General features: G+C 34.8%; 23 protein-coding genes and 1 tRNA gene. 11 read left to right on the plus strand and 13 right to left on the minus strand.

All coding sequences use genetic code 11. The features are described 5' to 3' along the window. Positions 1–33: 33 nt before the first annotated feature. Positions 34–1,152 (plus strand): tRNA guanosine(34) transglycosylase Tgt, encoded by a 1,119-nt coding sequence (gene tgt, locus CQA38_RS05835; RefSeq protein ID WP_137633059.1) that lies wholly within the window; start codon positions 34–36, stop codon positions 1,150–1,152. An 18-nt stretch (positions 1,153–1,170) separates the two neighbouring features. Beyond that, the gene (locus CQA38_RS05840) at positions 1,171–1,977 is read left to right on the plus strand and encodes a CorA family divalent cation transporter (RefSeq protein WP_137633060.1); all 807 of its coding nucleotides are present in this window, start codon (positions 1,171–1,173) and stop codon (positions 1,975–1,977) included. A 148-nt stretch (positions 1,978–2,125) separates the two neighbouring features. On the opposite strand, the gene CQA38_RS05845 is transcribed toward CQA38_RS05840, so the two are convergent. Beyond that, the gene (locus CQA38_RS05845) at positions 2,126–2,569 is read right to left on the minus strand and encodes a hypothetical protein (RefSeq protein ID WP_137633061.1); all 444 of its coding nucleotides are present in this window, start codon (positions 2,567–2,569) and stop codon (positions 2,126–2,128) included. A 160-nt stretch (positions 2,570–2,729) separates the two neighbouring features. Between CQA38_RS05845 and CQA38_RS05850 the strand changes: the two genes are divergently transcribed. Together CQA38_RS05850 and CQA38_RS05855 are read left to right on the plus strand one after the other, a co-directional pair. Beyond that, positions 2,730–2,806 (plus strand) — tRNA-Arg (locus CQA38_RS05850). 34 nt (positions 2,807–2,840) lie between these two features. Further along, positions 2,841–3,476, plus strand: a complete 636-nt coding sequence (locus tag CQA38_RS05855) for a YggS family pyridoxal phosphate-dependent enzyme (protein ID WP_137633062.1) — start codon at positions 2,841–2,843, stop codon at positions 3,474–3,476. Positions 3,477–3,533: 57 nt separating this feature from the next. Here the strand turns inward: CQA38_RS05855 and CQA38_RS05860 are convergent, their stop codons facing one another. From CQA38_RS05860 to rpoD, 5 genes are all read right to left on the minus strand, one after another. Further along, a complete protein-coding gene (locus CQA38_RS05860) occupies positions 3,534–4,286 on the minus strand; it encodes a flagellin (RefSeq protein WP_137633063.1) in 753 nt (250 codons plus the stop codon). Positions 4,287–4,319: 33 nt separating this feature from the next. Continuing rightward, entirely contained in the window at positions 4,320–4,808 is a 489-nt protein-coding gene (locus CQA38_RS05865) for a DUF4149 domain-containing protein (protein ID WP_137633064.1), read from the minus strand. A gap of 127 nt (positions 4,809–4,935) precedes the next feature. Next, positions 4,936–5,739, minus strand: a complete 804-nt coding sequence (locus tag CQA38_RS05870; RefSeq protein ID WP_137633065.1) for a HemK/PrmC family methyltransferase — start codon at positions 5,737–5,739, stop codon at positions 4,936–4,938. After that, entirely contained in the window at positions 5,736–6,923 is a 1,188-nt protein-coding gene (locus CQA38_RS05875; RefSeq protein WP_137633066.1) for a M48 family metallopeptidase, read from the minus strand. The genes CQA38_RS05870 and CQA38_RS05875 overlap by 4 nt, the downstream gene beginning before the upstream one ends. Positions 6,924–7,075: 152 nt before the next feature. Then, positions 7,076–8,980, minus strand: a complete 1,905-nt coding sequence (gene rpoD, locus CQA38_RS05880; RefSeq protein ID WP_137633067.1) for an RNA polymerase sigma factor RpoD — start codon at positions 8,978–8,980, stop codon at positions 7,076–7,078. A 198-nt stretch (positions 8,981–9,178) separates the two neighbouring features. Here rpoD and CQA38_RS05885 point away from each other — a divergent pair, with 198 nt between their 5' ends. Both CQA38_RS05885 and flgG read left to right on the plus strand, forming a co-directional pair. Continuing rightward, positions 9,179–9,991 carry a flagellar hook-basal body protein gene (locus CQA38_RS05885; RefSeq protein WP_137633068.1) on the plus strand — a complete coding sequence of 271 codons (813 nt, stop codon included), beginning with the start codon at positions 9,179–9,181 and terminating at the stop codon, positions 9,989–9,991. 30 nt (positions 9,992–10,021) lie between these two features. Further along, positions 10,022–10,813, plus strand: a complete 792-nt coding sequence (gene flgG, locus CQA38_RS05890) for a flagellar basal-body rod protein FlgG (RefSeq protein ID WP_137633069.1) — start codon at positions 10,022–10,024, stop codon at positions 10,811–10,813. A 145-nt stretch (positions 10,814–10,958) separates the two neighbouring features. Here the strand turns inward: flgG and CQA38_RS05895 are convergent, their stop codons facing one another. From CQA38_RS05895 to CQA38_RS05905, 3 genes are read right to left on the minus strand one after another with little or no spacing between them, the layout of a single operon-like run. Continuing rightward, positions 10,959–11,804, minus strand: a complete 846-nt coding sequence (locus CQA38_RS05895) for a YihY/virulence factor BrkB family protein (RefSeq protein ID WP_137633070.1) — start codon at positions 11,802–11,804, stop codon at positions 10,959–10,961. Positions 11,805–11,813: 9 nt separating this feature from the next. Next, positions 11,814–13,226 carry an FAD-linked oxidase C-terminal domain-containing protein gene (locus CQA38_RS05900; RefSeq protein WP_137633071.1) on the minus strand — a complete coding sequence of 471 codons (1,413 nt, stop codon included), beginning with the start codon at positions 13,224–13,226 and terminating at the stop codon, positions 11,814–11,816. Then, positions 13,186–13,908, minus strand: a complete 723-nt coding sequence (locus tag CQA38_RS05905; protein WP_137633072.1) for a plasminogen-binding N-terminal domain-containing protein — start codon at positions 13,906–13,908, stop codon at positions 13,186–13,188. Before CQA38_RS05905 ends, CQA38_RS05900 begins: the two co-directional genes overlap by 41 nt. 124 nt (positions 13,909–14,032) lie before the next feature. Between CQA38_RS05905 and CQA38_RS05910 the strand changes: the two genes are divergently transcribed. Next, complete coding sequence (locus tag CQA38_RS05910) at positions 14,033–15,202, plus strand: peptidoglycan DD-metalloendopeptidase family protein (RefSeq protein WP_137633073.1); 1,170 nt, start codon at positions 14,033–14,035, stop codon at positions 15,200–15,202. 76 nt (positions 15,203–15,278) lie between these two features. Here the strand turns inward: CQA38_RS05910 and corA are convergent, their stop codons facing one another. The 3 genes from corA to CQA38_RS05925 form a co-directional block, all read right to left on the minus strand. Continuing rightward, positions 15,279–16,244 (minus strand): magnesium/cobalt transporter CorA, encoded by a 966-nt coding sequence (gene corA, locus CQA38_RS05915; RefSeq protein ID WP_137633074.1) that lies wholly within the window; start codon positions 16,242–16,244, stop codon positions 15,279–15,281. A gap of 1 nt (position 16,245) precedes the next feature. After that, positions 16,246–16,449, minus strand: a complete 204-nt coding sequence (locus CQA38_RS05920; protein WP_137633075.1) for a hypothetical protein — start codon at positions 16,447–16,449, stop codon at positions 16,246–16,248. A 98-nt stretch (positions 16,450–16,547) separates the two neighbouring features. After that, complete coding sequence (locus tag CQA38_RS05925) at positions 16,548–18,866, minus strand: hypothetical protein (RefSeq protein WP_137633076.1); 2,319 nt, start codon at positions 18,864–18,866, stop codon at positions 16,548–16,550. A gap of 175 nt (positions 18,867–19,041) precedes the next feature. Between CQA38_RS05925 and groES the strand changes: the two genes are divergently transcribed. The 4 genes from groES (at position 19,042) to CQA38_RS05945 (ending at position 23,869) form a co-directional block, all read left to right on the plus strand. Further along, positions 19,042–19,302 (plus strand): co-chaperone GroES, encoded by a 261-nt coding sequence (gene groES / locus CQA38_RS05930; RefSeq protein WP_137633077.1) that lies wholly within the window; start codon positions 19,042–19,044, stop codon positions 19,300–19,302. Positions 19,303–19,323: 21 nt separating this feature from the next. Further along, a complete protein-coding gene (gene groL, locus CQA38_RS05935; RefSeq protein ID WP_137633078.1) occupies positions 19,324–20,961 on the plus strand; it encodes a chaperonin GroEL in 1,638 nt (545 codons plus the stop codon). 221 nt (positions 20,962–21,182) lie between these two features. Then, positions 21,183–22,346, plus strand: a complete 1,164-nt coding sequence (locus CQA38_RS05940; RefSeq protein WP_137633079.1) for a hypothetical protein — start codon at positions 21,183–21,185, stop codon at positions 22,344–22,346. A 251-nt stretch (positions 22,347–22,597) separates the two neighbouring features. Next, entirely contained in the window at positions 22,598–23,869 is a 1,272-nt protein-coding gene (locus CQA38_RS05945) for an NAD(P)/FAD-dependent oxidoreductase (RefSeq protein ID WP_137633080.1), read from the plus strand. Here the strand turns inward: CQA38_RS05945 and CQA38_RS05950 are convergent. After that, a complete protein-coding gene (locus CQA38_RS05950) occupies positions 23,866–24,930 on the minus strand; it encodes a CapA family protein (protein ID WP_249355207.1) in 1,065 nt (354 codons plus the stop codon). The two genes, CQA38_RS05945 and CQA38_RS05950, sit on opposite strands and share 4 nt — an antisense overlap. Between the last annotated feature and the right edge of the window lie 26 nt (positions 24,931–24,956).

Consider the following 24,956-nt stretch of genomic DNA (forward strand, 5'->3'; position numbering starts at 1 on the left):
ATATACTCCAAAATAAAAAGGATATTATAGCAAATGGAATTTAAAATAAAGCATAAATCTCAAAACGCAAGAGTATGCGAGCTTAAAACTGCTCATTCAAGCTTTTTAACGCCTATTTTTATGCCTGTAGGCACGCAAGCAGCGGTTAAAAGCCTTGACGCACTTGATCTTAAAGACTTGCTTAATGCTCAAATCATACTTGCAAATACTTATCATCTTTATTTACGTCCGGGTTCAAAACTGGTGAAAGAATTTGGCGGCTTGCATGGTTTTACTGGCTTTGATCGCTCTTTTTTAACCGATAGTGGAGGTTTTCAAGCCTTTTCTTTGAGTAAAAACTCAAAGCCTGATGAAAATGGGATTAGATTTAAAAGCCATATTGATGGAAGTTTGCATTTTTTTACCCCTCAAAGTGTGCTTGATACGCAGTATGATTTAAATTCTGATATTATGATGATTTTAGATGATTTAGTGGCTTTACCTGCAAGTAAAAAACGCATAGATTTATCCGTGCAAAGGACTATAAAATGGGCTAAAGAAGCTATTAAATATCATCTAGCTCAAAAAGCAAAAGGCAAGGCACAGACAAATAATATCTTTGGCATTATCCAAGGAGGCACTGATTTTGAGGCAAGAAAAACTTGTGCTGAGGCACTTTGTGAGCTTGAGTTTGATGGACTTGCTATAGGAGGACTCAGTGTTGGCGAGGAAAATGCTTTGATGTATGATACGGTTGAAGCGATGATGCCTTTTGTTGATGAAAAGCGTCCAAGGTATTTAATGGGAGTTGGCACGCCTGAAGATTTGGTGGAAAATATAGAACGAGGCGTGGATATGTTTGATTGCGTAATGCCAACACGAAATGCAAGAAATGGTACGCTTTTTACAAGCTTTGGCAAGCTTAATATCAAAAAGGCTGAGTTTATAAACGATCATGAGCCCATAGATAAAAAATGTGCTTGCTATACTTGCACGCATTTTAGCAGAGCCTATTTAAATCATCTTTTTAGAGCAAAAGAATTAACTTTTTTTAGGTTGGCAAGCTTGCATAATCTGCATTTTTACTTAGAACTTGTAAAAAATGCAAGAGAGGCTATACTTAAGGATAAATTTAGTGAATTTAAGAAAGAATTTTACGCTCAAAGAGCTTAGTAATAGGTGGAAAAATCAATGCTTATAGATGAAAATTTAAAAACTTTTTTACAAAGCAATTTCAACAACTCAGTTTTTGGAGAATTTTTTGGCAAAAAGCTCCTTATCATCGCTCTTTTGCGAAACAAAGAATTTGATAAGAATGAGAATTTAATCTTTTGCTTTGAAGAAGATCAAATCTTTAAATTTAAAGATCAAGACTTTGTGCAAATTTCACTTAGTGATTTTAATCTTGAACTTAAAAACACCCTTGACTTACTTAAAACAAGGCTTAATCATTATCAAGATTTACTTGAACATAAAGAAAATAGCGTCTTAAAGGGTAAAAATATAGAAAATATCTTAAGAAAAATTTTCATACTCAGGCAAAAGATTGCAAAAGCTCTTAAGCTTGCTAGCCAGCTTCACGAAAGCCTTAGTGCCTTAGCCAACGAGCAAAATGAGCTCAAAAAAAGCCTTAAATTCATCATCTTTACTGCTTTAAGTTTAGAAAAAAACGCCAAAGAACTCAGCCTGCGAGTAGATAGCCTTTATACGCTTATCATTGGGATAAAAAATGAAAAAATGAATAAAAATATCTATATACTCAGCATCATCTCAACCATAGTCTTACCGCTCAATCTCATCGTTGGCTTTTTTGGTATGAATACAGGCGGACTTTTTCTAGCACAAAATGAATATGGAAGTCTCATCATCTTGCTTACAATGTGTGCAATCGCTTTGCTTGGCGTGGGTTATTATTACACAAAAGCTAAAGAAAGACTGAATTTGGACGAGGATTTCAAAAAGCTTACAAAAGATAAAAATGAAAAATATCTTGAGTGAGAAAGCACAAAATCAAGCTTTTGCCTCAAATTGACAAAGCCACCTTAAAATAGCTCAAATTTTTGCATATTTGTTTATAAGCGAGTTTGAGCTAAACACTTTTTTGCATTTTCATTAAAACTCCGCATTTTAGTTGATTTTTGCTTGGCTAAATTGTTATGCTTATGCCGCTGCCATCTCCATAAATATTAAGAAGCTCGATGATCTGCCCCATAATAATAGCAATTTGCGCAAGTAATTGCAACTTCAGCTCGGCATCTTCTGTCTTGTCAAGCTGTTGTTGAAGCATTTTAAGCTGCTCGTAAAGCATATCAAGAGCTGTTTTTTCTTCTACACTCATTTCTTCACTTATTTGTTCTAGCTTTTCACTTGCCTTGGCACTTATATTTTTTATCACCTCGCTTGTCAAAGAAAAGTTTTCTTGATCTTTATTTGATAAATCACTATCCTTGCTTTGCTCGGCATTAGCTTGAAAGCTTATGTATGTGCTTGTAGTGCTTTTTTCTTGAATTTGAGTATTTTGCTCCTTATGTTGTGTAAGAGAGCTTGAAAATGCAAGGTTTAAGCCTGCATTATACAGCTTATTAATCATTGTCTTGCCTTTGTTTTAGATTTCCTTTTTTTAAATCGGCTTTAACGAATTATTTTTAAGCTTTCTAAAAATACAATTTTACACAAGATATAAGGCTTGTTTTCATAAAAATTAGGCTAAATTTAAGCTTTTTGTGCTATAATCTTAATTTTTTAATTCTGCGCCCATAGCTCAGCTGGATAGAGCATTTGATTGCGGTTCAAAAGGTCAGAGGTTCGAATCCTCTTGGGCGCACCACTTTTAAGGCTATCTTAAAAAACAAAGAATACTCATGAATTTAGAACAAATCCTTGAAAAAACACAAAACACACGCATAGTCGTAGCAAGCAAATATGGCTCAAGCGAGCTTATAAACGAGCTTTTTAAGCTTGGTTTTTGTGAATTTGGGGAAAATCAAGTGCAAGCCCTAGCGCAGAAAAAAGAAGCTTTAAAAGAAAACTTGGAGCTTAAATGGCATTTCATCGGCACCTTACAAAGCAATAAAATCAATCTTTTGCTTAAACAAAACCCTATTTTATGGCAGTCTTGCAATAGCTTAAAGCTTGCTAAAGCGGTAAATCAAAGGCTAGATTATGAGCTTGAGGCTTTGCTTGAAATCAATAGCGCTGATGAAAACAGCAAAAGCGGACTTGAAATTCAAAAAGCCCTTGATACATACCTACAAATTCAAGACGAATGCCCTAAAATAAAGCTTTGTGGAGTGATGAGTATAGGCGCAAACACGGACAATCAAAAAGAAATCATCAAAAGCTTTGAAGCTACCTATAAAATTTATGAAGCCCTACAAAAACACGGAGCAAAAATCTGCTCTATGGGTATGAGTAATGACTTTGAATTAGCTTTAAAGTGTGGTTCAAATATGTTGCGTTTGGGGAGTGTATTATTTAAAACTTTACAAGCTGTATAAGAATTTAAAAATAAAAAAGATTTTCTTACTTGCAAAGAGTAAGAAAATCTAAAATGTTTATTGCAAAAGACTAGCTACTTTGCTTTGAAGTATATCGTTTTGATGAGCCATCATAAATGAAGCTGAATTAGTTTTCAAAAACTCTGCGTTAAGATCAGTAACATTTTTCGCCAAATCATCATTAAGCAAATTTCCCTCAGCAGCTTTTGTATTGATACTATTTTCTACGCTTGCGCTGATATTTGAAGTGATCGCATTAATGCCTGCGCCAATATCTGCACGCAAAGAAGCGACTTGCTGACTGAACGAATCTATACTACTTTGATCTGTAAGGCTAAGATTTCCTGTGCTAAGAGGATTTAAATTTGTTGTTTCAACTCCACTTCCCACCACAAAATCCATAGTTTGAAATACATTTTTTCCATTAAACTGGGCATTATTAAACGCATCATTAATCGAAGAGATAAGCTCGGTGGCCCTAACATCAAGCATATTTTTTTGCTGATCATTAAGCACAGCACTATTTCTTTGCACGGCAAGCTGACTAAGCTCATCAGTTGTTTTTGTGATCTGGCTTAAACTCGCATCAGCAATCTGCAAAACACCCACAGCATCATAAGCATTTGCAACGCCTTGATCTATAGTGCTAGCTTGCGATCTTAAAGAATCAGCTATAGCCAAATCAGCCGTATCCACACCGCTAATCGCGCGAATAGCCGCTATATTACCCAACGCTTTTTCAGAGGCTTTTTGAGCATTATTGAGGTAGTTATTTTGCTGTAAGCTCGCTGGATTGTTATTGATAGTCATATTGTCCTCCTTCAACCTTGTTTTTAGGTAAATTTATCGATTATACCCTACTTTTGCTGACTTATAACTTAAAAAGAATAAAGCTACTTGCAAAATTAAGATAATTTTTACAAGCCATTCACTTTGTGTGTGTTTGGTGCTAAATTCCTCGCCTGCTAAAGCTTCTAAACCTGCTTTTCCTTCTATAATCAAGCTTTGAGTTTCAAGCATTGGCAAAGTATAATAAAACACAAAAAGCAAAGATAGTGCCAAAATCACAACAGCAAGTAAAATTTTTATAATTTTTAAACTCGCTTCTGCAAAAAATAGCTCATAGATAGTGTTTATAAGGGCTATGCTAATGAGTACATAACCAAATTTTAAAAAAATCTGTCCCATAATCAACCCACTACCAAACGCATCTGTAATCGCTTCGCCTCCCAAGCCTGTAGGTGGATAAAATACACTCACAGCCACAGCTATGCCAAGAAAAAGCCCTATGCCGATGATAGAACCAAGTAGCAAAAGATTAATCGCTTTCATTTTTTTGTCCTTTAAAAAAATAATTTTTGTTTTTTAAAGGATTATAGCAAAAAGAGTATTAATTTAATAATAATTTTTGTTTTTTGTTTATTAAATTTTAAGATTTTAAGGGAGGGTATGAGTTCATCTATATAGTCTCAACCGCATGCGCTAAAAACGCACGATCAAAACCGGCAAAATCTTTGAAAAATTCAGCCTTAAAGTCATTTTTATGTAAAATTTTATGTAAAATTTCTTTTTGATCGTATCCAAACTCGCAAGCTAGAGCTTTTACTTTATTTTTTCTAGCAAAAACAATGAGCTCTTCAAGAAATTCATAGCCTTTAACTCCACCAAATAAGGCTTGCTTAGGCTCATTTTGCACCCAAATATCAAGCTTATAATCATTTTGTATATAAGGTGGATTTGAGATGATAAAATCAACCTCACCCTCAAAATTTTTAAAATCACAAAGCCTAAAATCTATCAAATGCTCTACTTCGTGCCTTAAGGCATTTTCTTTAGCAAGTTTTAAAGCAAGCTCGCTAATATCACAAGCCTTGATTTTAAGTGCTAATTTTAAGGCTAAAATTATACTTAAAATTCCACTTCCAAAGCCTATTTCTAAGATATTTGTATAGTTTTTTTGGCTAAGTTCTTTTAGGGCAAGTTCAAGCAAAATTTCAGTATCAAAGCGAGGGATTAATACACCTTTTTGCACCTTAAACTCAAGCCCATAAAACTGCGCTTTTTCAAAAATATACTCAAAAGGCTCCCCACTAGCAAAACGTTCTATAAGCTTAAAATAAGGCTTTTCATCAAAGTCAAAATCCCCATTTAAAGCTATAAACGCCCTATCCTTTTGTAAATACTCACAAAGTATAAAAAGGGCTTCATCTTTATGCTTTGTTAAGCTATCTCTAGCAAAATTTAAAGCAGTTTTAAGCTTCAAGATAGAGCTTTTATACGTTTATCTATGCTTGGGTGAGAAAGATGAAAAAACTCATAAATTTTACTTGTCTTTACAAAGGCTTTGTTTTCTTTAGCAAGCACAAATAAAGCATTTTTCATATCTTCCTTAGAAGTCATTAAAGCTCCGTGTTTATCAGCGTTAAATTCATTTTTTCGGCTTAATAAATTCACTAAAGGTGAAAAGATAAGTGAAAAAACCTCACTAAAGATGATAAATAAAGCAAAAACCCCAGCATTTACGCCTTGCAAACCACTTTGAGTATAAAAAAACTCAGGCAGGTGAGCAAAAACAAAGAATAAAACAAAAATCATTAAAGCCGAGCTAAATAAGCCTTTGATCAAGTCTTTATGCACAAAATGTCCAAGCTCATGTCCTAAAACAGCTAGAAGCTGATTTTCATTTAAAGCCTTTAAAAGTGTATCAAAAAGCACCACTCTTTTGCTCTTAAAAAGCCCTCCAAAATAAGCATTAAGCCTCTTATCTCTCTTACTTGCGTCCATCACAAACACGCCTTTTGCGCTAAAACCGCATTTTTGCATGAGTGTATCTATTTTAGCAAGCAATGAACTATCCTCAAGCGGAGACATTTTGTTAAACAAAGGAGCGATAAGGGTTGGATAAAGCAAGTTGATAAATAAAATTACCACAAAAGAAAGCACAAAAGCCCACACCCACCAAAACTGCCCCAAAAACTCATAACAAAATACCAAAGCATATAAAAGCAAAAAGCCAAAAACAGCAAGTAAAACAAGACTTTTAAGTGTATCTTTGATAAAAAGCGTGGCGTTCATATTTGAAAAACCTTGCTTTTTATTTTTGACAAAGTCTTCATATATGCTTAAAGGAAGGTTTGCAAGTGTATTAATAAATAAAAATACCAGCAAGAATAAGGTATTTTCAAGCACTGAATTTTGACTAATTAAAACATTTTTAAGCCAAAAAAAGCCAAAAAAAAGCCAAAAAAGATATAAAATCAAAGTATAAATATGGGAAAAAATCTTAAATTGTTCATTCTCAATGCCAATTTGTGCAGCTTCTTTGTAAGTTTTTTCATCTAAAATAATGGCTTGTTTATCTTTTTCTTGCCTCAAAAAGCGAATTTGAGCATAAGAAATACCTACAAAAACTAAGGTATACACACATAAAATCAAAGCTAAAATCATTTATATTTCCTTTCATTTTAAAAAAAACAAACTGCAAAAAAACAAGAACTACCATCAAATAATAAATTTGTAAAATAATGCAAAAAAAATATTCGGCAATATTCTACACTCTGCTTTTATATCTTTAAAGAAAGCTTAAATTTAAACTTGTTTTATTTCCAGCCTTCTATATAATTTTTAAGTTTTCTGCCTACTTTTGGATGCTTGAGCTTTTTAATGGCTGAACTTTCGATCTGACGCACCCTTTCTCGCGTTACATTCAGTTCTTTTCCAATCTCTTCAAGCGTTCTATCACTCTCATCATCCATAAGCCCAAAACGCATTTTAATAACTGCTTTTTCTCTGTCATTGAGTTGATCTAAAACTTCATCAATTTGTTCTTTTAAGTCATTTTTGAGTATATGATCCATAGGCGAAAGCGAAGCCCTATCTTCTACAAAGTCTCCAAATTTACCATCATCTTCATTGCCAATAGGCGCTTCAAGGCTGATTGGTTCTTTGGTAATTTTTATGACTTGTTTTACCTTATCCACGCTTAAGCCCACTTCTTTGGCGATAAAGCTTACATCAGGTTCTTTACCCTCTTTTTGCAGATATTCACGCACGATTTTATTGATTTGATTAATCGTTTCTATCATGTGAATAGGGATCCGAATGGTGCGAGCTTGATCTGCGATTGCACGTGATATAGCTTGGCGAATCCACCAAGTCGCATAGGTTGAAAATTTATAGCCTCTTTTATACTCAAATTTATCCACAGCTTTCATAAGCCCTATATTGCCTTCTTGAATAAGATCTAAAAAAGGCAAACCTCTATTTGTATAACGCTTGGCTATGCTCACGACAAGGCGTAAATTTGACTTTGCCATTCTCCCTTTGGCTTCATCTGAAATCGTTTTTCCTCTTTTGATCTGCTCTAAAATTTCTTTGAGCTGCTCTTTTTCAAGATCAAAGCCTTTTTTACTCGCTTCTTTGGTTTGAAAAAGCTTTTTTATCTCCATATAAGTGCTTACCATAGTCGTTTCAAGCACCATTTCTGAAATTTCTTCTTTGCCAAGCTTGGTGATATTTTTCAAGATATTGGCGTGCGTATTTTTAAGCTCATCTGAAAACATAGGTAAGCGGTATTCTAGGCGTTTAAGTTCTTTATCAAATTCCTCATCGCTTTTAAGAGCTGTTTCTATGGACTTTACGATCTCACTGATAAGCTTAGAAGTTGGTCCTAAATCCATAAGTTTTTCTTTTAAGATATTTTTCTTAAACGCTATGCTAAGCTTGTTTAAAAGCTCATTTCCCTCGACTTCTTTAAAATTTTGAGCTGTTTTAAGCCACTCTTTTTTGGCTTTTTCAAGGGCTTTGAATTTCTCTACCACTTTTAAAGTGCGTTCATCTTCTTTTTTGGTAACGATTTTTTTAAGTTTTTTGATTTTTTTGAGTTTTTCGACATTTTGTTCTTCGTTTTCCTCATCAAATTCTTCTTCTTCAAGCTCCTCAAGCTCTTCTAATTCTTCGGGTTTTTCATCATCTTTTTCTTCATCATCAAAGCTTTTAAAAAGCTCTTTAACGCGTCTTTCTCTGTTGATTAAAGGTTCTTTATAATCAAGTATAAAGTCTATGAGATAGGGCACAGAACAAAAAGCATCGATGATAATATCTTCTCCAAGCTCTATTCTTTTTGAAATTTCAACTTCTTCATCTTTGCTAAGCAAATCAATCTGCCCCATCTCGCGCAAATACATACGCACAGGTGAATCAGAACGACTCCATTCTAAAAGCTCGCTTTCATTAGCCAAATCAAAGTCATTTTCCAAGCCCACATCTTGAAGCTTTTGTTTTTCTTCTTCTCTTTGTTTTGCTTCGGCTATATTTTTCATCTTAGCAATCTCTGCTGATGAATAAATACTGACTTTGTATTTTTTACATAAAGCTGCGATTTTTTTGGCAGTATTAATGCCCGGTTGTTTTGGCATAAATTTAACTAATTTTTCATAAGTTGCGTAACTAGTATGTTTGAGATAATCTTCGAGTTCTTTTTCAGTTTTTGCTGCGTTTGACATGTTTTGACTTTTCCTTTTTTAGAAGCAGTTTTGAATTTGTTATTATAGCTTAGTTTGTTTAATCTTAACTAAATGATATCTTATTTTCGTTTTGTTTCTTAAAAAAGCTACCTAAAGCTTTGAATTTGCAACTTTTACAAAAGTTGGAACACTCTTTGCTTTAAGCTTTAAGAAATTTATTGAAATGAAGGCAAAACTATGCAAAATGGATATTATCAAGCCACAGGTGGTATGGTTACTCAGTTTAACCGACTTGATGTGATTAGTAACAATCTTGCAAATATCAATACTAGCGGTTATAAAAAAGATGATGTTGTGATCGCTGATTTTAAAAGAGTGTTTAGAGAAGTGCAAGATGAGCTACCAATCGACAATCACACCTATGACGCGGCTCGTTTTTTAAACTCGACTATAGATAGAGTCCCACAAGTAAGCCAAACTTACACAGACTTTAGCACAGGTTCTTTAAGAAGCACCACCAATCCTTTGGATTTGGCGATGACAAGAGAAGATACTTTTTATCTTGTTAAAACCAATAACGGAGAAATTCGCCTTACAAAAGACGGCAATTTTCAACTTGATGATGAAGGCAATTTAGTTAATAAACAAGGCTATAAAGTGCTTAGTAGCAATTATTTTAACAATCCGGATTTTGATAGCATACAAATTCCACAAAACTCAACCTATCTTAGCGTTGATACCAATGGTAACATAGAAGCTGATCAAAATGATATAGCAAGGCTTTTTATCGCTCAAGTTGATGATATAAGAGCCTTAGAAAAAGACGGCGATAATACCTACAGGATAAACGATCTTACACGCATTAGGGACTTAGAGCAATCAAATTCAGTCAAGCAAGGCTTTACTCAAGGCTCAAATGTCAATGCTGTGCTTGAGATGACAGGACTGATCGAAGCAAATAGAATGGTTGAGATGTATCAAAAAGTAATGACTTCTCATATGGACGATCTTAATCAAGACGCTATTAATAAACTTGCAAGCGTTCAGTAGTAAAATAAGTTAAAGAAAGGATAAAACAAAATGTTACGATCACTTCACACCGCAGCTACAGGAATGATAGCGCAACAAACTCAAATTGATGTTACTTCAAACAATATCGCTAATGTTAATACAGTCGGCTTTAAAAAATCAAGGGCTGAATTTTCTGATCTTATGTATCAAGTCATGAAATACGCCGGCACTTCAACTTCAGCCACAACGCTTTCACCTTCTGGTATAGAAGTGGGGCTTGGGGTGCGTCCAAGTGCTGTTACAAAGATATTTTCAGCAGGAAGTTACAAATCTACAAGCACAGATAATTTTGATGTGGCTATTCAAGGTAATGGCTTTTTTCAAATTCAGCTTCCAGATGGCACAACAGCTTACACAAGAAATGGACAATTCACAAGGGATAGCGAAGGAAATATCGTCAATGCTGATGGGTATTTTCTTATGCCTCAAATGACAGTTCCAGAAGGAGCTACAAATGTAAGTGTGGCGCAAGATGGCACGGTTTCTGTAATGCTTGCTGGCGAAACTGAAGAAACACAAATCGGGCAAATCGAACTTGTGAATTTCATCAACCCAGCCGGACTTCACGCCCTTGGTGATAATCTCTTTCTTGAAACAGGCTCAAGCGGTGCTCCGGTTGCTGGTATAGCAGGACAAGATGGCTTTGGCACGATTAGACATGGCTTTGTTGAATCAAGCAATGTCCAACTTGTCGAGGAAATGACTGATCTTATTACCGGACAAAGAGCTTATGAAGCTGGCTCAAAAGCCATCACAACAAGTGATGAAATGCTTTCTATCGTCAATCAACTTAAACGATAATAACACAAGCAAGTAAAAGAATTCAAATCTTTACTTGCTTAAGATATATATTACCAAAGCTTGCAAAGTTAAATTTAAAATAAACTTTTGCAAGATCTTTTCTATCTTATTGTTACTCTTTGTTTGTAGGCTAGTTTTTTTGTATTTAAGAAGCTGTTTTAGAGCTAGTGCGCGATCTTTTGGCTGGAGTTTTGCTTACTTTTGGTGCTAAAGTTTTTTCTTGTCTTAGTTCTCCAAAATAATGATAGCACTTAAGTCCAAAAAGATAAATAACCCACGAAACATAAATCCACACAAAGAAAAAAAGCAGGGTTGAAAAAGAACCATAGACATTAGTATAAGTCTTGTTATACACCACATAATACACAAAAAGATTTTTACTGATATACCAAATGGCGGCACTTGCAAAAGAAGTTAAAGCAAGCATTTTAAGCGTGCCTTTAGCAATGGAACTTGAAAAAGAGACAAAAAACAAACCCCAGATGATAAGAAAAGGTAAAATTTCAAAAAAATTCAAGCCCACCTTAAAATCATCTAAAGTCTTTTGTATATAACTTGAGATATAAAAACTTAGCCCTAAGCCCAAAGGTGTAAGTGTGATAAGAGTCCAATACGAACTAATGCTTTGCCACAAGGTTTTTGGCTCATTCTTTGTGATACGATTGACTACAAAATCATAGTTTGAAAAAAACATAAGCGAGGTAATCGCCATAGCAATAAGCCCAACTATACCTAAATTGACGCTATTTTTTAAAAAAGTATCAAGATGAGTAGCGATAAGCTCTTGCTGGGCTGGGATTAAAAAGGTAAAAATTAACGTTTTAATCCTCTCATAATATGCCTTAAAACTTGGAATTTGGGTAAAAACTGAAAAGCATACAAATAAAAGCGGGATCAAAGAAAGCACAGTATAAAAGCTTAAAGCCGCAGAAAAATTAAAAATCTCTTTATCCCTAAAAATCAACACAAAACGCCAAATTTTTTTAAGCATAACTCGCCTTTATAAGCCCATTTTAAAAGGATTTAAGATATTGTTTGGATCAAAGGCTTTTTTGATATTTCTAAAAAGATTCATCTCAGCCTCAGAAAAAGCAAGCTTCATAAAAGGTGCTTTTGACAAGCCTATGCCATGTTCTCCGCTTAAAGTCCCGCCAAGTTTTACTGCAAGTTTAAAAATTTCTGTAATTGCCTCGTGTCCTCTTTCAACTTGCTTGGCGTCGTTTTTATCCTCAACCATAACATTAGTATGCACATTGCCATCGCCTGTATGTCCAAAACAAGGAATTTTAAAATCATATTTTTGCGCCACTTTTTCAATACCTTCTAAAAGCTCTGGTAGTTTTGAGCGAGGCACGGTGATGTCTTCATTAAGCTTAAGTGTGCCATAAACATTGATACTTTGCGAGCAATTTCTCCTTGCAAACCAAATATCAGCTGCCTCAGCCTCATCTTTAGCGATCTTAAACTCACTTGCTCCAGCCTTAAAAAACATCTCTTTAAGCACGGCTAGATCAGCTTCTACGCTTTCTTTGACATTACCATCAACATCAGCGATTAAAATCGCTCCAGCTTCTTTTGGTAAGCCTTTGTTAAATTTCATCTCAACAGCTCTTATGCTTAAATTATCCAAAAACTCCATACTTACAGGGCTTACACCTTGAGCTAGAGTTTGATATACGGCATTCATCGCTGATTTTACGCTATCAAAAACACCCATTGCGGTTTGCTTGAATTTTGGTAAAGCCAAAAGCTTTAAGGTGATCTCACTAATTACAGCTAAAGAGCCCTCACTTGCGATTAAAATCCCAGCGACATTGTATCCAGCCACATCTTTAATCGTCCTTTTTCCAGCCCTTATAATATCTCCATTTGGTAAAACAGCTCTTAAAGCCATAACATAGTCTTTTGTAATGCCGTATTTTGCTGCTCTCATACCTCCTGCATTTTCGCTGACATTACCACCTATGCTTGAAAAATCCATACTTGCAGGATCAGGTGGGTAGAAAAGATTAAGCTTAGCAAGTTCTTTTTGAAGACTTGAATTAATCACACCCGGTTGCACTACAGCCACTAAATTTTCAAGATCGATTTCTAAAATTTTATTCATATGCTTTTCAAAGCTTAAAATCACACCACCACTTGCTGCTAAAGTCCCACCCGTAAAGCCAGAACCTGCTCCTCTTGGGATAATGATGATTTTATGCTCGTTGCAGTATTTTAAAATTTCACTAATATCAGCTTCATTTCTTGGAAAAAGTACTCCATCAGGCAGATAATGCTTTCTTGTAGCATCATAGCTATATGCTCTTTTATGTGCTTCATCAAAATACGCATTTTCAGCACCCAAAAGCTTTTCAAAAAAGGCTTTATGCTCATTTGCTAGAGGAGTTTGTGAGTGTGGTGTAGTATTCATAATAATCCCTTACTTCTCTTTCAAAGAAATTAAAAAAGTTTTTTTTGTAATTACTTACCCTTGAATAAAAAGGCTTTTGAGGAGCTAAAGAATGTGTAGTAAAGTCTTGCTTAAACAACAAAGTAAAACTCGCACAATCCACAAAAGCAAGCTCATTTTCAAGAGCAAAAATCACTAAACCAAGTGCGTTATTTGAGCAAAAAGCTTGAAAATTCTCTTGTTTAGGACTCAGCCTAAAATCCTTAATCATCATCGCACCAAAAACATCAGGATGAATAAAATAAAAATTTCTTAAACTCTGTGTAATGTGTGCGTAATTTTCTTCATCAGGAGCGATAAGCAAGGCTCTATCATATAAAAAATTAACAATCACTTCATCGCCAACTTCAGGCACGACATCAAGCACAGGCAAAGCCTTTTGCTCTAAATTTGTAAAGGCTTCAAGTCTAAGTTTGGCTAAACCCTCTCTTTTTTCGACAACACTTGCCCTTGCGATGATGGATTTTACACTTTTAAAATGCTTGATGATTACCGCATTTGCATTTAAAATGATGTTTTCATCATCATTGATATAAATGAAATTATCCTCAATCTTAGCGATATTTGAATGCAAAGGAGCAAAATCAAAAGCATATAAAGATATATGCATAAAAAAACAATACAAAAGGATTTTTTTAAACAAACTTTTCTCCTTATTTTTTAACAAAGTTGTATTATATTCTTTTTTTCTTACAAAATTGTAAGAAAAATAAAGTAAAATACTTTTTCTTGTTTTGAAAATAAAGTATGAATGAAGGTTTGATTTGATGAAAAAACTACTTGTGCTGTGTATTTTTTGCTTGCAAGTTTTTGCTGTTTCAAGTATAGAAGAAAGAGAATGGGCAAAAAATGAATTCTTTTTAACTTTTTTAGAAAACAATAATCTCCCTCTTTCTTTGTATTGGAATTTAGATCCTCAAGATAGAGAACTTGCTTCAGAGATCAAAGAAGGTGAAAGATTTCAAATTCTTTGGGATAACAACACAAACACAATCGAGCAGGTTTTAATCCCGATCAATGGCTCTGATTTGCAACTTCACATTTATAAAAACTTGCAAGGCGAATACACGCTGACTTATTCGCCCATCTCTTATGAAACCCAAACACGAATTTTGCGCCTTAATGTGCAAAATTCAGCCTATCAAGATGTTGAGCAAGCCACAGGCTCAACGCCACTTGCTCGTGCTATGCGAAATGCTTTTGGTGGGAGCGTTGATTTTAAGGCTATGCAAAAGGGCGATGAAGTTATTTTGGTTTATGAGCGAAAAGAAAGAATGGGCGAGCGTTTTGGTGATATACTTATCAAAATGGCGAGCGTTGAAGTGAATAAAAAAGCAAGAAAGGTATATTTTTATAAAGATAGCTTTTATGATAGCAAGGGTAAAGAAATGGAGTCTTTTTTATTAACTTCACCGGTTAATGCAACAAGGATAAGTTCATATTTTACAAGAGCGAGGTATCATCCTATCTTAAAGCGGTATAGAGCGCACTTAGGCGTTGATTATGCAGCACCTACTGGCACACCAGTAAGAAGTGCTGGAGCTGGAGTGGTAAGCTTTGTAGGCACAAAAGGAGGCTATGGCAAAACCGTTCAGGTGCAGCATGGTTCAGGATATAGCACTCTTTATGCACATTTAAGCCGCTTTGCAGCCATTAAAAAAGGGCAAAAAGTCTCTCAAGGACAAACTATCGCTTATGTAGGCTCAACCGGAATGAGTACAGGACCTCATTTGCACTTTGGTTTATATCTTAATAACCAAGCCATCAATCCACTCTCGGTTGTCAAAATTACCAAATCAGAACTCAAGGGCAAGGATAAGCAAGATTTTCAAAATGTGATACTTGAGTATGAAAAGGAACTTCAAAGCTTTATTGATAGCAATGGCACTAATCCACCAAAAGAACCACCAAGATTTGAACGATATGTCGAGTTTTAGTAAAGGCAATTTTTCACGATTTAAATAAATTGCCTTTACTTGCTCTTAATTGTCTGGATAGTGAATTTATACTCTATCAAATCCAACCTTTCTTTTTAAAGAACACAACAGGCAAGATCACAGAAGCCACCATCAAAGTTACTACTATAGGATAGCCAAAAGTCCAGTTTAATTCCGGCATAAATTTAAAGTTCATACCATAAATCGTGCCTATAAGCGTTGCTGGCATCATCGCCACCGTTGCAACGGTGAAAAGCTTGATCGTTTTGTTTTGCTCTATATTGATTTGATTGGCAAAGATAGTTTGGATATTATCAAGAATATTTAGCTGAGAAACATCAAATTCCACAAGCGAATTTAAGTCTTTAAGCACTATGGTTAAATTCTGCTTAATATCCTTATCAATCTTATCACTTTTTATCAAAGAAGTCATTGCTCTTCTTTTATCAAAAAGCGAATCTCTCACACGCATATTCAGCTCTTGTAAATTTGAAATGGATTTTAAAATCCTATCATACACAAGCTCATTTTTTCGCTCTAATACTTCTATCCTTAGCTTCCTTGCTTCTCTGTCTATCCATTCTAAGATATCCGCGTCCTTTTCTACGCGCACCTCAAACATCTTATCAATAACATCAAAACCATCTTCAAAATTCTTTGGACTTGCTAGAATTCTTGCCTCAATCTCTTCAAAAATCGTAAATTCTTTATATCTTAAAGTAAATAAGATATTTTGAGAAAGCAAAAAAGTCAAAGTCTCATTTGTCAAGGAAAGCTCGTCCATACTCGTGCGGATAAGAAAATGAGTGTTAATCGTAATGCTGGTATTATCTTCCCAATACCTCGCACTCAGCTCGATCTCTTCTCGCTCTTCTTGGGTTGGAATTTCAAGATTATACAACTTTGAGACAAAATTAATCTCCTCAGCACTTGGACGCAACAAATCAAGCCATAAGATATTTTCAGGCAAAACACTTGTTTGTATATCAAAACGAAGCTTTTGCACAAGCTTATTATTTGTTTTTGTGTAAATACTTAACACTCTACTCTCCTTTGGCTTTTTTCTCTTTATCGATATAAAAAGCTATTAAAAAAGCGATCAAAATGATATGAGGCAAGCTTATTAAGACAGCTCTTACCAACTCGCCCGCAAAGGCTCTGTGGATACAAAATTGATTGATAATAAGCACAACAAAAAAGCATTTGCAAAAGAGCAATATAAATTTTTTATTACAATATGCTTTCATCTACTTTTACCTTTTTCATATCATTCATTTTAACTCATTAAGGCTTATTTTAGTTTTAAATTTATACAAGCCTAGTTTGGGCTAGGCTTGATTTATGACTAAAATAATTTATCCAAAAACTTATTAAGCTCTTTTGCACCTTTTTCTTTAACCTTATCATCGATAAATTTATCAGCTGCTGATTTAAGCACGCTTCCTAAGTCTATATTTATGCTTGGATTAGCACTTGTGCCTTTGATCGTGCCTTTAAAGCTTGCTTTATCTACACCTAGGGTAAGAGGAAGGTTTAAAGTGCTTGTTTTGGAATTAATTGTGCCATTATTAATGGCTATGCTTACACGAGGCGATTTCATATTGAGGTTTAAGCCAATTTGATTTGCACTTAGCTTTGCATTTACTTTTGCCTCACTGAATGAATCCTTTGTCAAATCGCTTTTAGTTAGCGTTGATACAGTCTTTACTAAGCCTACATTTTTTAATTTACCATTATTTAAATTTGCACTTGCATTTCCACTTGAACTTGCAAGATTATAATCCACGTCAACGCTTGCTTTTCCTTCATAATAATCAGGTAAATCAAGTCCCTTCATCATACTAGAAAAATCAACACCAGCTATATTTGCTTTAAAAGCGTTGTTTATGAGGCTAGCACTAAGCTTTCCTTGATAGAGGTTTTCGCTGTTAATATTTGCTTTTATGCTTTTATCAAAGTCTAAATTTCCAGTAAATACAGCCTTTCCACTGAGTTTTCTTTCAGCTAAAAAGCCTAGTTTTGAAAAATCATAAGCATTGAGTTTAAAAGTCGAGCTTAAAAGCATTTTGTTAAGATCAAATGAGCCTTTAAAGCTTTCTAAATTGGCTAAATCACTCTTAAAAACAAGATCAAAACCAGCTATGCTATCTTTAATATCGCCTTTTAAATCAAGATTAAATTGAGTATTTGCAGGAAAAGTTTTACCAAGCATAGCACTTAAAGCTTTTGCCCCAAAAGTTCCACTACTTTTTGCTTCATATGAGCCATTTAGCTTGCTAAAATCAAGAGAGCTTAAATGAGCCTTTGCGTCTAAGTTTGCATTGACATAACTTGGCTGAGCCACTATAGCTAGAACCTTGCTAAGATCAAGTTTATTTATGCTTAGATCAAGACTTTTGCCATTTGAGCTTGCGTTAATCGTGCCTCCAGCCACATTTGCATCAGCTTTTAAGCTTTTAATGACAGAGCCCAGTAAATTTGCACTCGCATTTAAGCTTACACTACCTTGCAAGCTTTGTCCAGCTATGCTTTTAAACTCATTTAAATCATCGATTTTTGCTTCAGTATCTAGGCTTAATTCTTGCGTTTTCATATCATAAAAACCTTGCAATTTTGGCACATTAGCTAGGTTTGATTTTAAATTTGCATTATAATTAATCTTTGAGCCCTCGCCTTTAGCATTGGCATTAAGATGAAAGGAATTAAGATTTAAATTTGCAAACTTAATGTCCTTTCCTATAAGTTTAGCTTGAAGCTCTTGAAGTAAGCTTAGTGAATTAAGATCAATGCTTGCATTACCATCAAGATTTAAATTTCCGCTTGCCTTTGAGCCTATAAGTTTTTCAAGCTTGCTTAAATCAGGCACTAAAAGAGTATAATCTGTGTCTAAAACACTATTGGCAAGGTTAAAATGTGTTTTATCGGTTTTCAAGCTTATATAAGAAGTTAAAGTCTCGCTTTTTGCGTTAATATCTTGATCTTTCATAAAGATAGTGATATTTGAGCTTAAATTTGATTGCGGTAAGGAAAGATTAAAATCCCTTTGAAGTAAATCATAGTTGATAGAGTTCGTAGCAAGATTTATGAAGGCATTACCCTCAGGTTTTAGATCCTTTGCTGCTATATCGGCATTTATATTGATATTTCCTTTGACATAACTTGGTTTTGAAAGCAAGCTTAAAAGTTCTTCTATCTTAATACCATTTGCACTCAGTTTTAATTCCAAAGGAGAATAATCAAGCAAACGCGCATTTAAAGCTACATTTGAGCCAAACAAAGCCCCATTTCCACTAACATTAAAATCACTTGCTTTGCCTGCTATCTTGCCGCCAAAATTAAGATTATCTTTTAAATTTAAGCTCATTTTTTGAGCATAGTTTTTATCAAGACTTAAAAGATAGTTTAAATCAAAGCCTAAACTAAAAAGACTAAGATTGCCCTCTACCTTTAATTGAGCCATATTTGCTATATCAAGAGCGACATCAAGGCTTGAAAAACGCAATTTAAATGTAGATAAATTTGCGTCTAAACCACTCAAGGTTCTAATCTTATCTTCAGCGTAAGAAGCAACGATTTTATTTCCAAAAGAAGTAAATAAAATCACATACAAAGCTATGAGAATCACAGCCAACACAACCCCTATAATGTAGAGAGCTTTTTTCATTTTATCCCGTCCTTAAAAGTTTTTTATAAATAAACTTTAGTCTGTTAAACTAAAGTTTATTGAATTTTTTTTATAAAGGTATTGACAAAATTCATTTTTTATCGTATAATCACAACACTCAAATATAAAGAGTGCTAAAAATAGCGACAATTTACAAAGAGAAAGGACTACACAAATGAATTTTCAACCTTTAGGAAAACGCGTCCTTGTTAAACGCGTAGAAGAAACCAATACAACAGCTTCTGGCATAATTATACCAGATAATGCCAAAGAAAAACCTTTAATGGGAGAAATTATCGCAGTAAGTCAAGAGCTTAGCGATGTTAAGGTTGGCGATAAAGTGCTTTTTGCAAAATATGGTGGCACTGAAGTAAAACTTGGCACAGAAGAATACCTTGTGCTTAACATCGATGATGTTTTAGGTATAGTAAAATAAATTTTAGAAAAAGGATAAACAATGGCAAAAGAAATATTTTTTTCAGATGAAGCAAGAAACAAACTTTATGAAGGCGTAAAAAAACTTAATGACGCTGTTAAAGTAACTATGGGACCAAGAGGACGTAATGTTTTGATTCAAAAGAGTTTTGGTGCTCCAAGCATTACAAAAGATGGCGTAAGCGTAGCTAAGGAAGTTGAGCTTAAAGATAGTCTTGAAAATATGGGTGCTGCTTTAGTTAGAGAAGTAGCAAGTAAAACAGCTGATCAAGCAGGCGATGGCACCACAACAGCTACAGTTTTAGCTCATGCTATCTTTAAAGAAGGCTTAAGAAATATCACAGCTGGAGCTAATCCTATAGAAGTCAAAAGAGGTATGGATAAAGCTTGCGAAGCTATAGTAGCTGAACTTAAAAAGCTTTCAAGAGAAGTAAAAGATAAAAAAGAAATCGCTCAAGTAGCGACTATCTCAGCAAATTCAGATGAAAAAATCGGTGAATTAATCGCTGATGCTATGGAAAAAGTAGGCAAAGACGGCGTTATCACCGTTGAAGAAGCAAAGTCAATCAATGATGAGCTTAATGTGGTCGAGGGTATGCAATTTGATAGAGGCTATCTAAGCCCTTATTTTATCACTAATGCAGATAAAATGACTGTTGAGCTTCAAAGCCCATATATCTTGCTTTTTGATAAAAAAATCACTAGCTTAAAAGACTTACTTCCTATCTTAGAGCAAATCCAAAAAACAGGCAAACCTCTTTTAATCATCGCTGAAGACATAGAAGGCGAAGCTTTAGCAACCTTAGTTGTAAACAAACTTAGAGGCGTGCTTAATATCTCAGCCGTAAAAGCTCCGGGCTTTGGCGATAGACGCAAGGCTATGCTTGAAGATATTGCCATCTTAACAGGAGGTGAAGTTATCGCTGAAGAGCTTGGCAGAACCTTAGAAAGTGCTAGCTTACAAGACTTAGGACAAGCAAGCTCAGTTATCATTGATAAAGACAATACCACTATAGTTAATGGTGCTGGCGAAAAGAAAAATATAGACGCAAGAGTCAATCAAATCAAGGCTCAAATCGCAGAAACTACAAGCGATTATGATAGAGAAAAACTCCAAGAAAGACTTGCTAAATTAAGCGGTGGGGTAGCTCTTATCAAGGTTGGTGCTGCTACTGAAACTGAAATGAAAGAGAAAAAAGATCGTGTTGATGACGCACTAAGTGCTACTAAAGCTGCTGTTGAAGAAGGCATAGTTATCGGCGGTGGAGCTGCTTTAATCAAAGCAAAATCAAAAATCAAGCTTGATCTAAAAGGTGATGAAGCTATAGGTGCAGCCATAGTTGAAAGAGCTTTAAGAGCACCTTTAAAACAAATCGCTGAAAATGCTGGCTTTGACGCAGGCGTGGTTGTAAATTCAGTTGAAAGCAGCAAGGAAGAGCACCTTGGTTTTGATGCTGCAAAGGGCGAATATGTTGATATGCTTAAAGCTGGTATCATCGATCCAGTAAAAGTAGAAAGAATAGCCCTACTTAACGCAGTAAGTGTAGCTTCAATGCTTTTAACCACAGAAGCAACAATTAGCGAGATAAAAGAAGAAAAACCAGCTATGCCTGATATGAGCGGTATGGGTGGCATGGGAGGAATGGGTGGCATGATGTAAGCCTACTTCCTTTTTATTATAAACTTTGCCTTGCGTGCTTTGCAAGGCAAAGTAATTTTAGCTTCTTAAAAAAACACTTTGCTTTTATTATTTCTTACCCTTTATCATCAAAAATCAATTTTTTTAATAAAAAAAGTCAATTTTTGTTTGTTTTGGAATGAAATTTGCTTTTAGTAAAATGAAGTATAGATTGAAGGAAATTCAAAAAAAAGGATTTCTAAATGAATAGCATTTTTTCAAATGACACAAACGCTCTTTTTGGGTATGAAAGCTTGCTTGATCGTATGCAAAAAAGCTTGCAGATGATTGACAATACAAGTTTTAGCGATTATGTAAAAAACTCAAGTCTTTCTAATGTGCTGAGCAAAGATTTAAGCACAAACGAAAACATAGGCTTTGGGCTAGGATATTCTATGATAATCTATAGCAAACAAGAAGCCTTTTTAAATATAGTAAATCGTGGAGTTGAACGCACAAGCATAACTACTTCAAGCTTGCTTTCTAAAGCCCAAACCAATCTGCCCCAAAATGCCTATAAAGTCGAATTTGATAGTATAGAAAAAGAGCAATTTGAAGCCATAGCCAATACTTTAAAAGCTGATGAAAAGCTTTTAGAACAAAACAATGCCTTAGGATTAGAATCTGTCTTTTTTAGAGATAGCTCAAGTTTGGAATTTAGCCAAAAAGCTCTCAGCAAAGAAAGCCTAAATGCTCTTAAAGAACAATTTGGCGAAGAAAGTGTCTATAAAAGAGAAGATGGGGTGTATGTCTTAAGTGCTGAGGCTGAAAAATTTGTAAGTGGCTGGAGCAAGGCTTTAGATACAGCAAATGAAAAAAGCCAAACAAATGCTAGTCTTGATGAGCTCATACAAAAAGATAAAGACTTTAGCTCCCACCTTGATGAAAGCGAGCTTAGCTCAAATACTTCCAGCCTCACAACGACAACAACGATTGTCGAGCAAATCACTTGGGTAAGTGGTTTAGTCATTAGGCTTTTTGATATGAGCGGAAGCGATTTTTTATCTTTGCAAGAGGCTATGAATGCCAGATTTAACAATCTTGATATTTTTGCTCGTAATTTTATCTCTGAAAATTTAGAAAGCTTGTTTGAAAATAAAAATGAAAGCACAAAAGAACAAAGCTCAAATGCAGAAGATAAAAGCGCAAACGAAGACAAAACAAAGGAATTTGCAAATTCCTTCGAAAATAGTTTCATAAAAATAAGTCAGTATTTTACAAACTCATCACTTTCAAGCTCAAGCTTTGCTTCTTTAAGTTCTGTCGTGTTTGATATGGCTCAAACCTTGCATAATCAAAGCCTAGCAAATGCCAATCTTAAACAAGATAGCCTAGCAAGCTCAAATCAAAGCGATCTAAAAGCCTAGCCAATTTAACTTTGCAAATAGTCATAAAAGCTTCAAATCCTTGTTCTGCAAAACTCTATGCAAGAACAAGGAAAGCTTATAGCATAAGTTTTGATACCTTTTCTATAAAATTGCATTTTAAATTTATAAAGCTTATCTGTGTTTATAAATTTAACATTTAGGTGTATAAAAGTATGCAAAATAGAGTAATATTTTTAAAAATAAGTTATAATCAAATAAGCAAAATCTACACTCAACACAAAGGAAAATGAATGCAAAAAACCACAAGCTGCCAACTTAAAGATTTAGAAGAACTCAAGCTCCCTCAAAACCCAAAAATTCTTATCATAGGAGGAGGCTATGGAGGCTTAAAAGTTGCACTTGGGCTTCAAAAACTCGTTTCTTTTTCATCAAACAATAAACCTGAGATCACTTTAATCAGCAAGCACGACTATCACTACCAAACCACACTTTTACACAAAGTTGCCATAGGCACGCTCTCGCCACGAAAAGCAAGAATTTACTACCGCAAACTTTTAGATCCAAAAAAAGTGCGTTTTATCAAAGATAAGATCATCAATCTTAGCCCAAATGAACGTTGTGTGTATGGAAATGGGGGCAGATATGATTATGATGTTTTAGTCATCGCGCTTGGTTTTAAACCAGATAGCTTTGGCATAAAAGGTGTGAAAGAACACAGCTTTAAGCTATCCTCGCTCAATAGAGCCTTAAAGCTTTCCCAGCACATAGAACATAAATTCAAAGATTACATACATAGCAAAAACCCTGATGATCTTAGCGTTGTTGTTTGTGGAACGGGTTTTACAAGCATTGAATTTGCAGCTGAACTTGCTTCACAGATCGAGGAACTATGTCTTATCTGTGGTATTGATAAAAAAATACCTAAAATCACTTGCATAGGAAGGAGTGATCGAATTTTACCTGTTTTTGATACAAAACTGAGTCAAAAAGCTGTCAAAAAGCTTGAAGATATGGGTGTAAAACTCATCACAAAAGGCAACGTCAAAGAAGTTTGCAAAAATGGCGTTATCATAGAAAGAAATGGCAAAGATGAATTTATCAAAGCAAATACCATTCTTTGGGGAGCTGGAGTAAAGGGAAGCGATATCATAGAAAAATCAAGCATACCAAATAGAAAAGGCAGGATAGAAGTTGACAGGCAACTTCGTTGTTTTGATTATCCTGAAATTTTTGTTGTAGGAGATAGCGCTTGTCCTACAACAAAAGACGCCATTCACGCACCAACAGCCCAGCTTTCAGCACAAATGGGAGACTTTGTAGCTCGTATGCTGAGCCAAAAACTCAAAGGCAAAAGCTTCACAGAAAGTTTTTCTTTCAAGCATAGGGGCACAGTGTGTTCTATAGGGCATACCGATGGCGTTGGCATTGTATATGGTAAAAATGTATCTGGAGAATTTGCAGCTTTTATGAAAAATACCATAGAAAATCGCTGGCTTTTTTCTTTAGGAGGCTTTCCTATGGTGTTTAGAAAAGGGCAATTCCGCTACCGAAGCAGTAATTAAAACTTTGGCAAGCCTGCTTTAATGTTCTTGTCCTTGCTTTGAATAATTTTTTCAAATTCAAGTCTAATTTGCTTATGGTTTGCAAGCACAGAGTCATCTAAAAGCGAAAATGGATACAGCTTAAAATTTTTAAAATTTTCATCATAGTAAGTAAAAATAAGCTCAAAGCCAATATCTTCAAACACTACCCTACCCTTTTTATCAAGGCTAAGCTTTACACCTACAAGCGAGCCTACACGGCGATTTAAGCCGATTTGTGATGAGATAAAATTACCAAGTGAATAAATCACTAAAGTATCATCTACAAACTCGATAGGCGAAATGAAATGCGAATGATTTCCTATGATAATATGCACGCCCTGTTTGGCTAAAAATGAGGCTAATTCTTTTTGCTCCTCATTTGGCTCAAAGGCATATTCCACACCCCAATGCATTGAAACAAGGATAAGATCAGCCTCCTTTTTCAAACGCCTAATATCTTCTTTGGCTCGTTGTTTATCAAAAATATCAACCAAATACGCCTTTTCTTGAGGTAAAAAATGCCCATTTACGCCGTAAGTATAAGCTAAAAGCCCTACTTTAATGCCATTTATCTCTTTAATCCTTAAACGTTTTTGATCCTCAAAAGAAAAAGAGCTTCCAGCACTTAAAACTTCTTTTTGCGCCTGCCAAAATTTCAAAGAAGCGAGCACAGCTGCTTCTCCTCTGTCTAAAGTATGATTGTTTGCAAGACTTACAAGATTAAATCCAAGCTGTAGCATTTGTGTGCCAAATTCTTGCGGTGCGTTAAAATTTGGATAAGAGCTTAAGCCAAATTCTTTGCCTGCAAGTATGCTTTCTTGGTTATAAAATGCAAGATCATACTCTGTTATGATGGGCTTTAGATGAGCCAAAGTTTTTGAAAAATCATAACTTAAGCCTGTGCTTGAGTTTTTATCCTTAAAAGCAGCGTCTTTATACACGCGTGAATGAAGCAAGGCATCACCTGCCATAATGAGACTTAAACTCCTATCAGCGCTTACACACAATATAAAAGCACATAAAAAGCACACTATTTTCACTTTATTTCCTAAGAATTAAAATCGCC

Origin of the sequence: Campylobacter sp. MIT 12-5580, assembly GCF_005406235.1 — a bacterium.
In the GTDB taxonomy this organism is placed as follows: domain Bacteria; phylum Campylobacterota; class Campylobacteria; order Campylobacterales; family Campylobacteraceae; genus Campylobacter_D.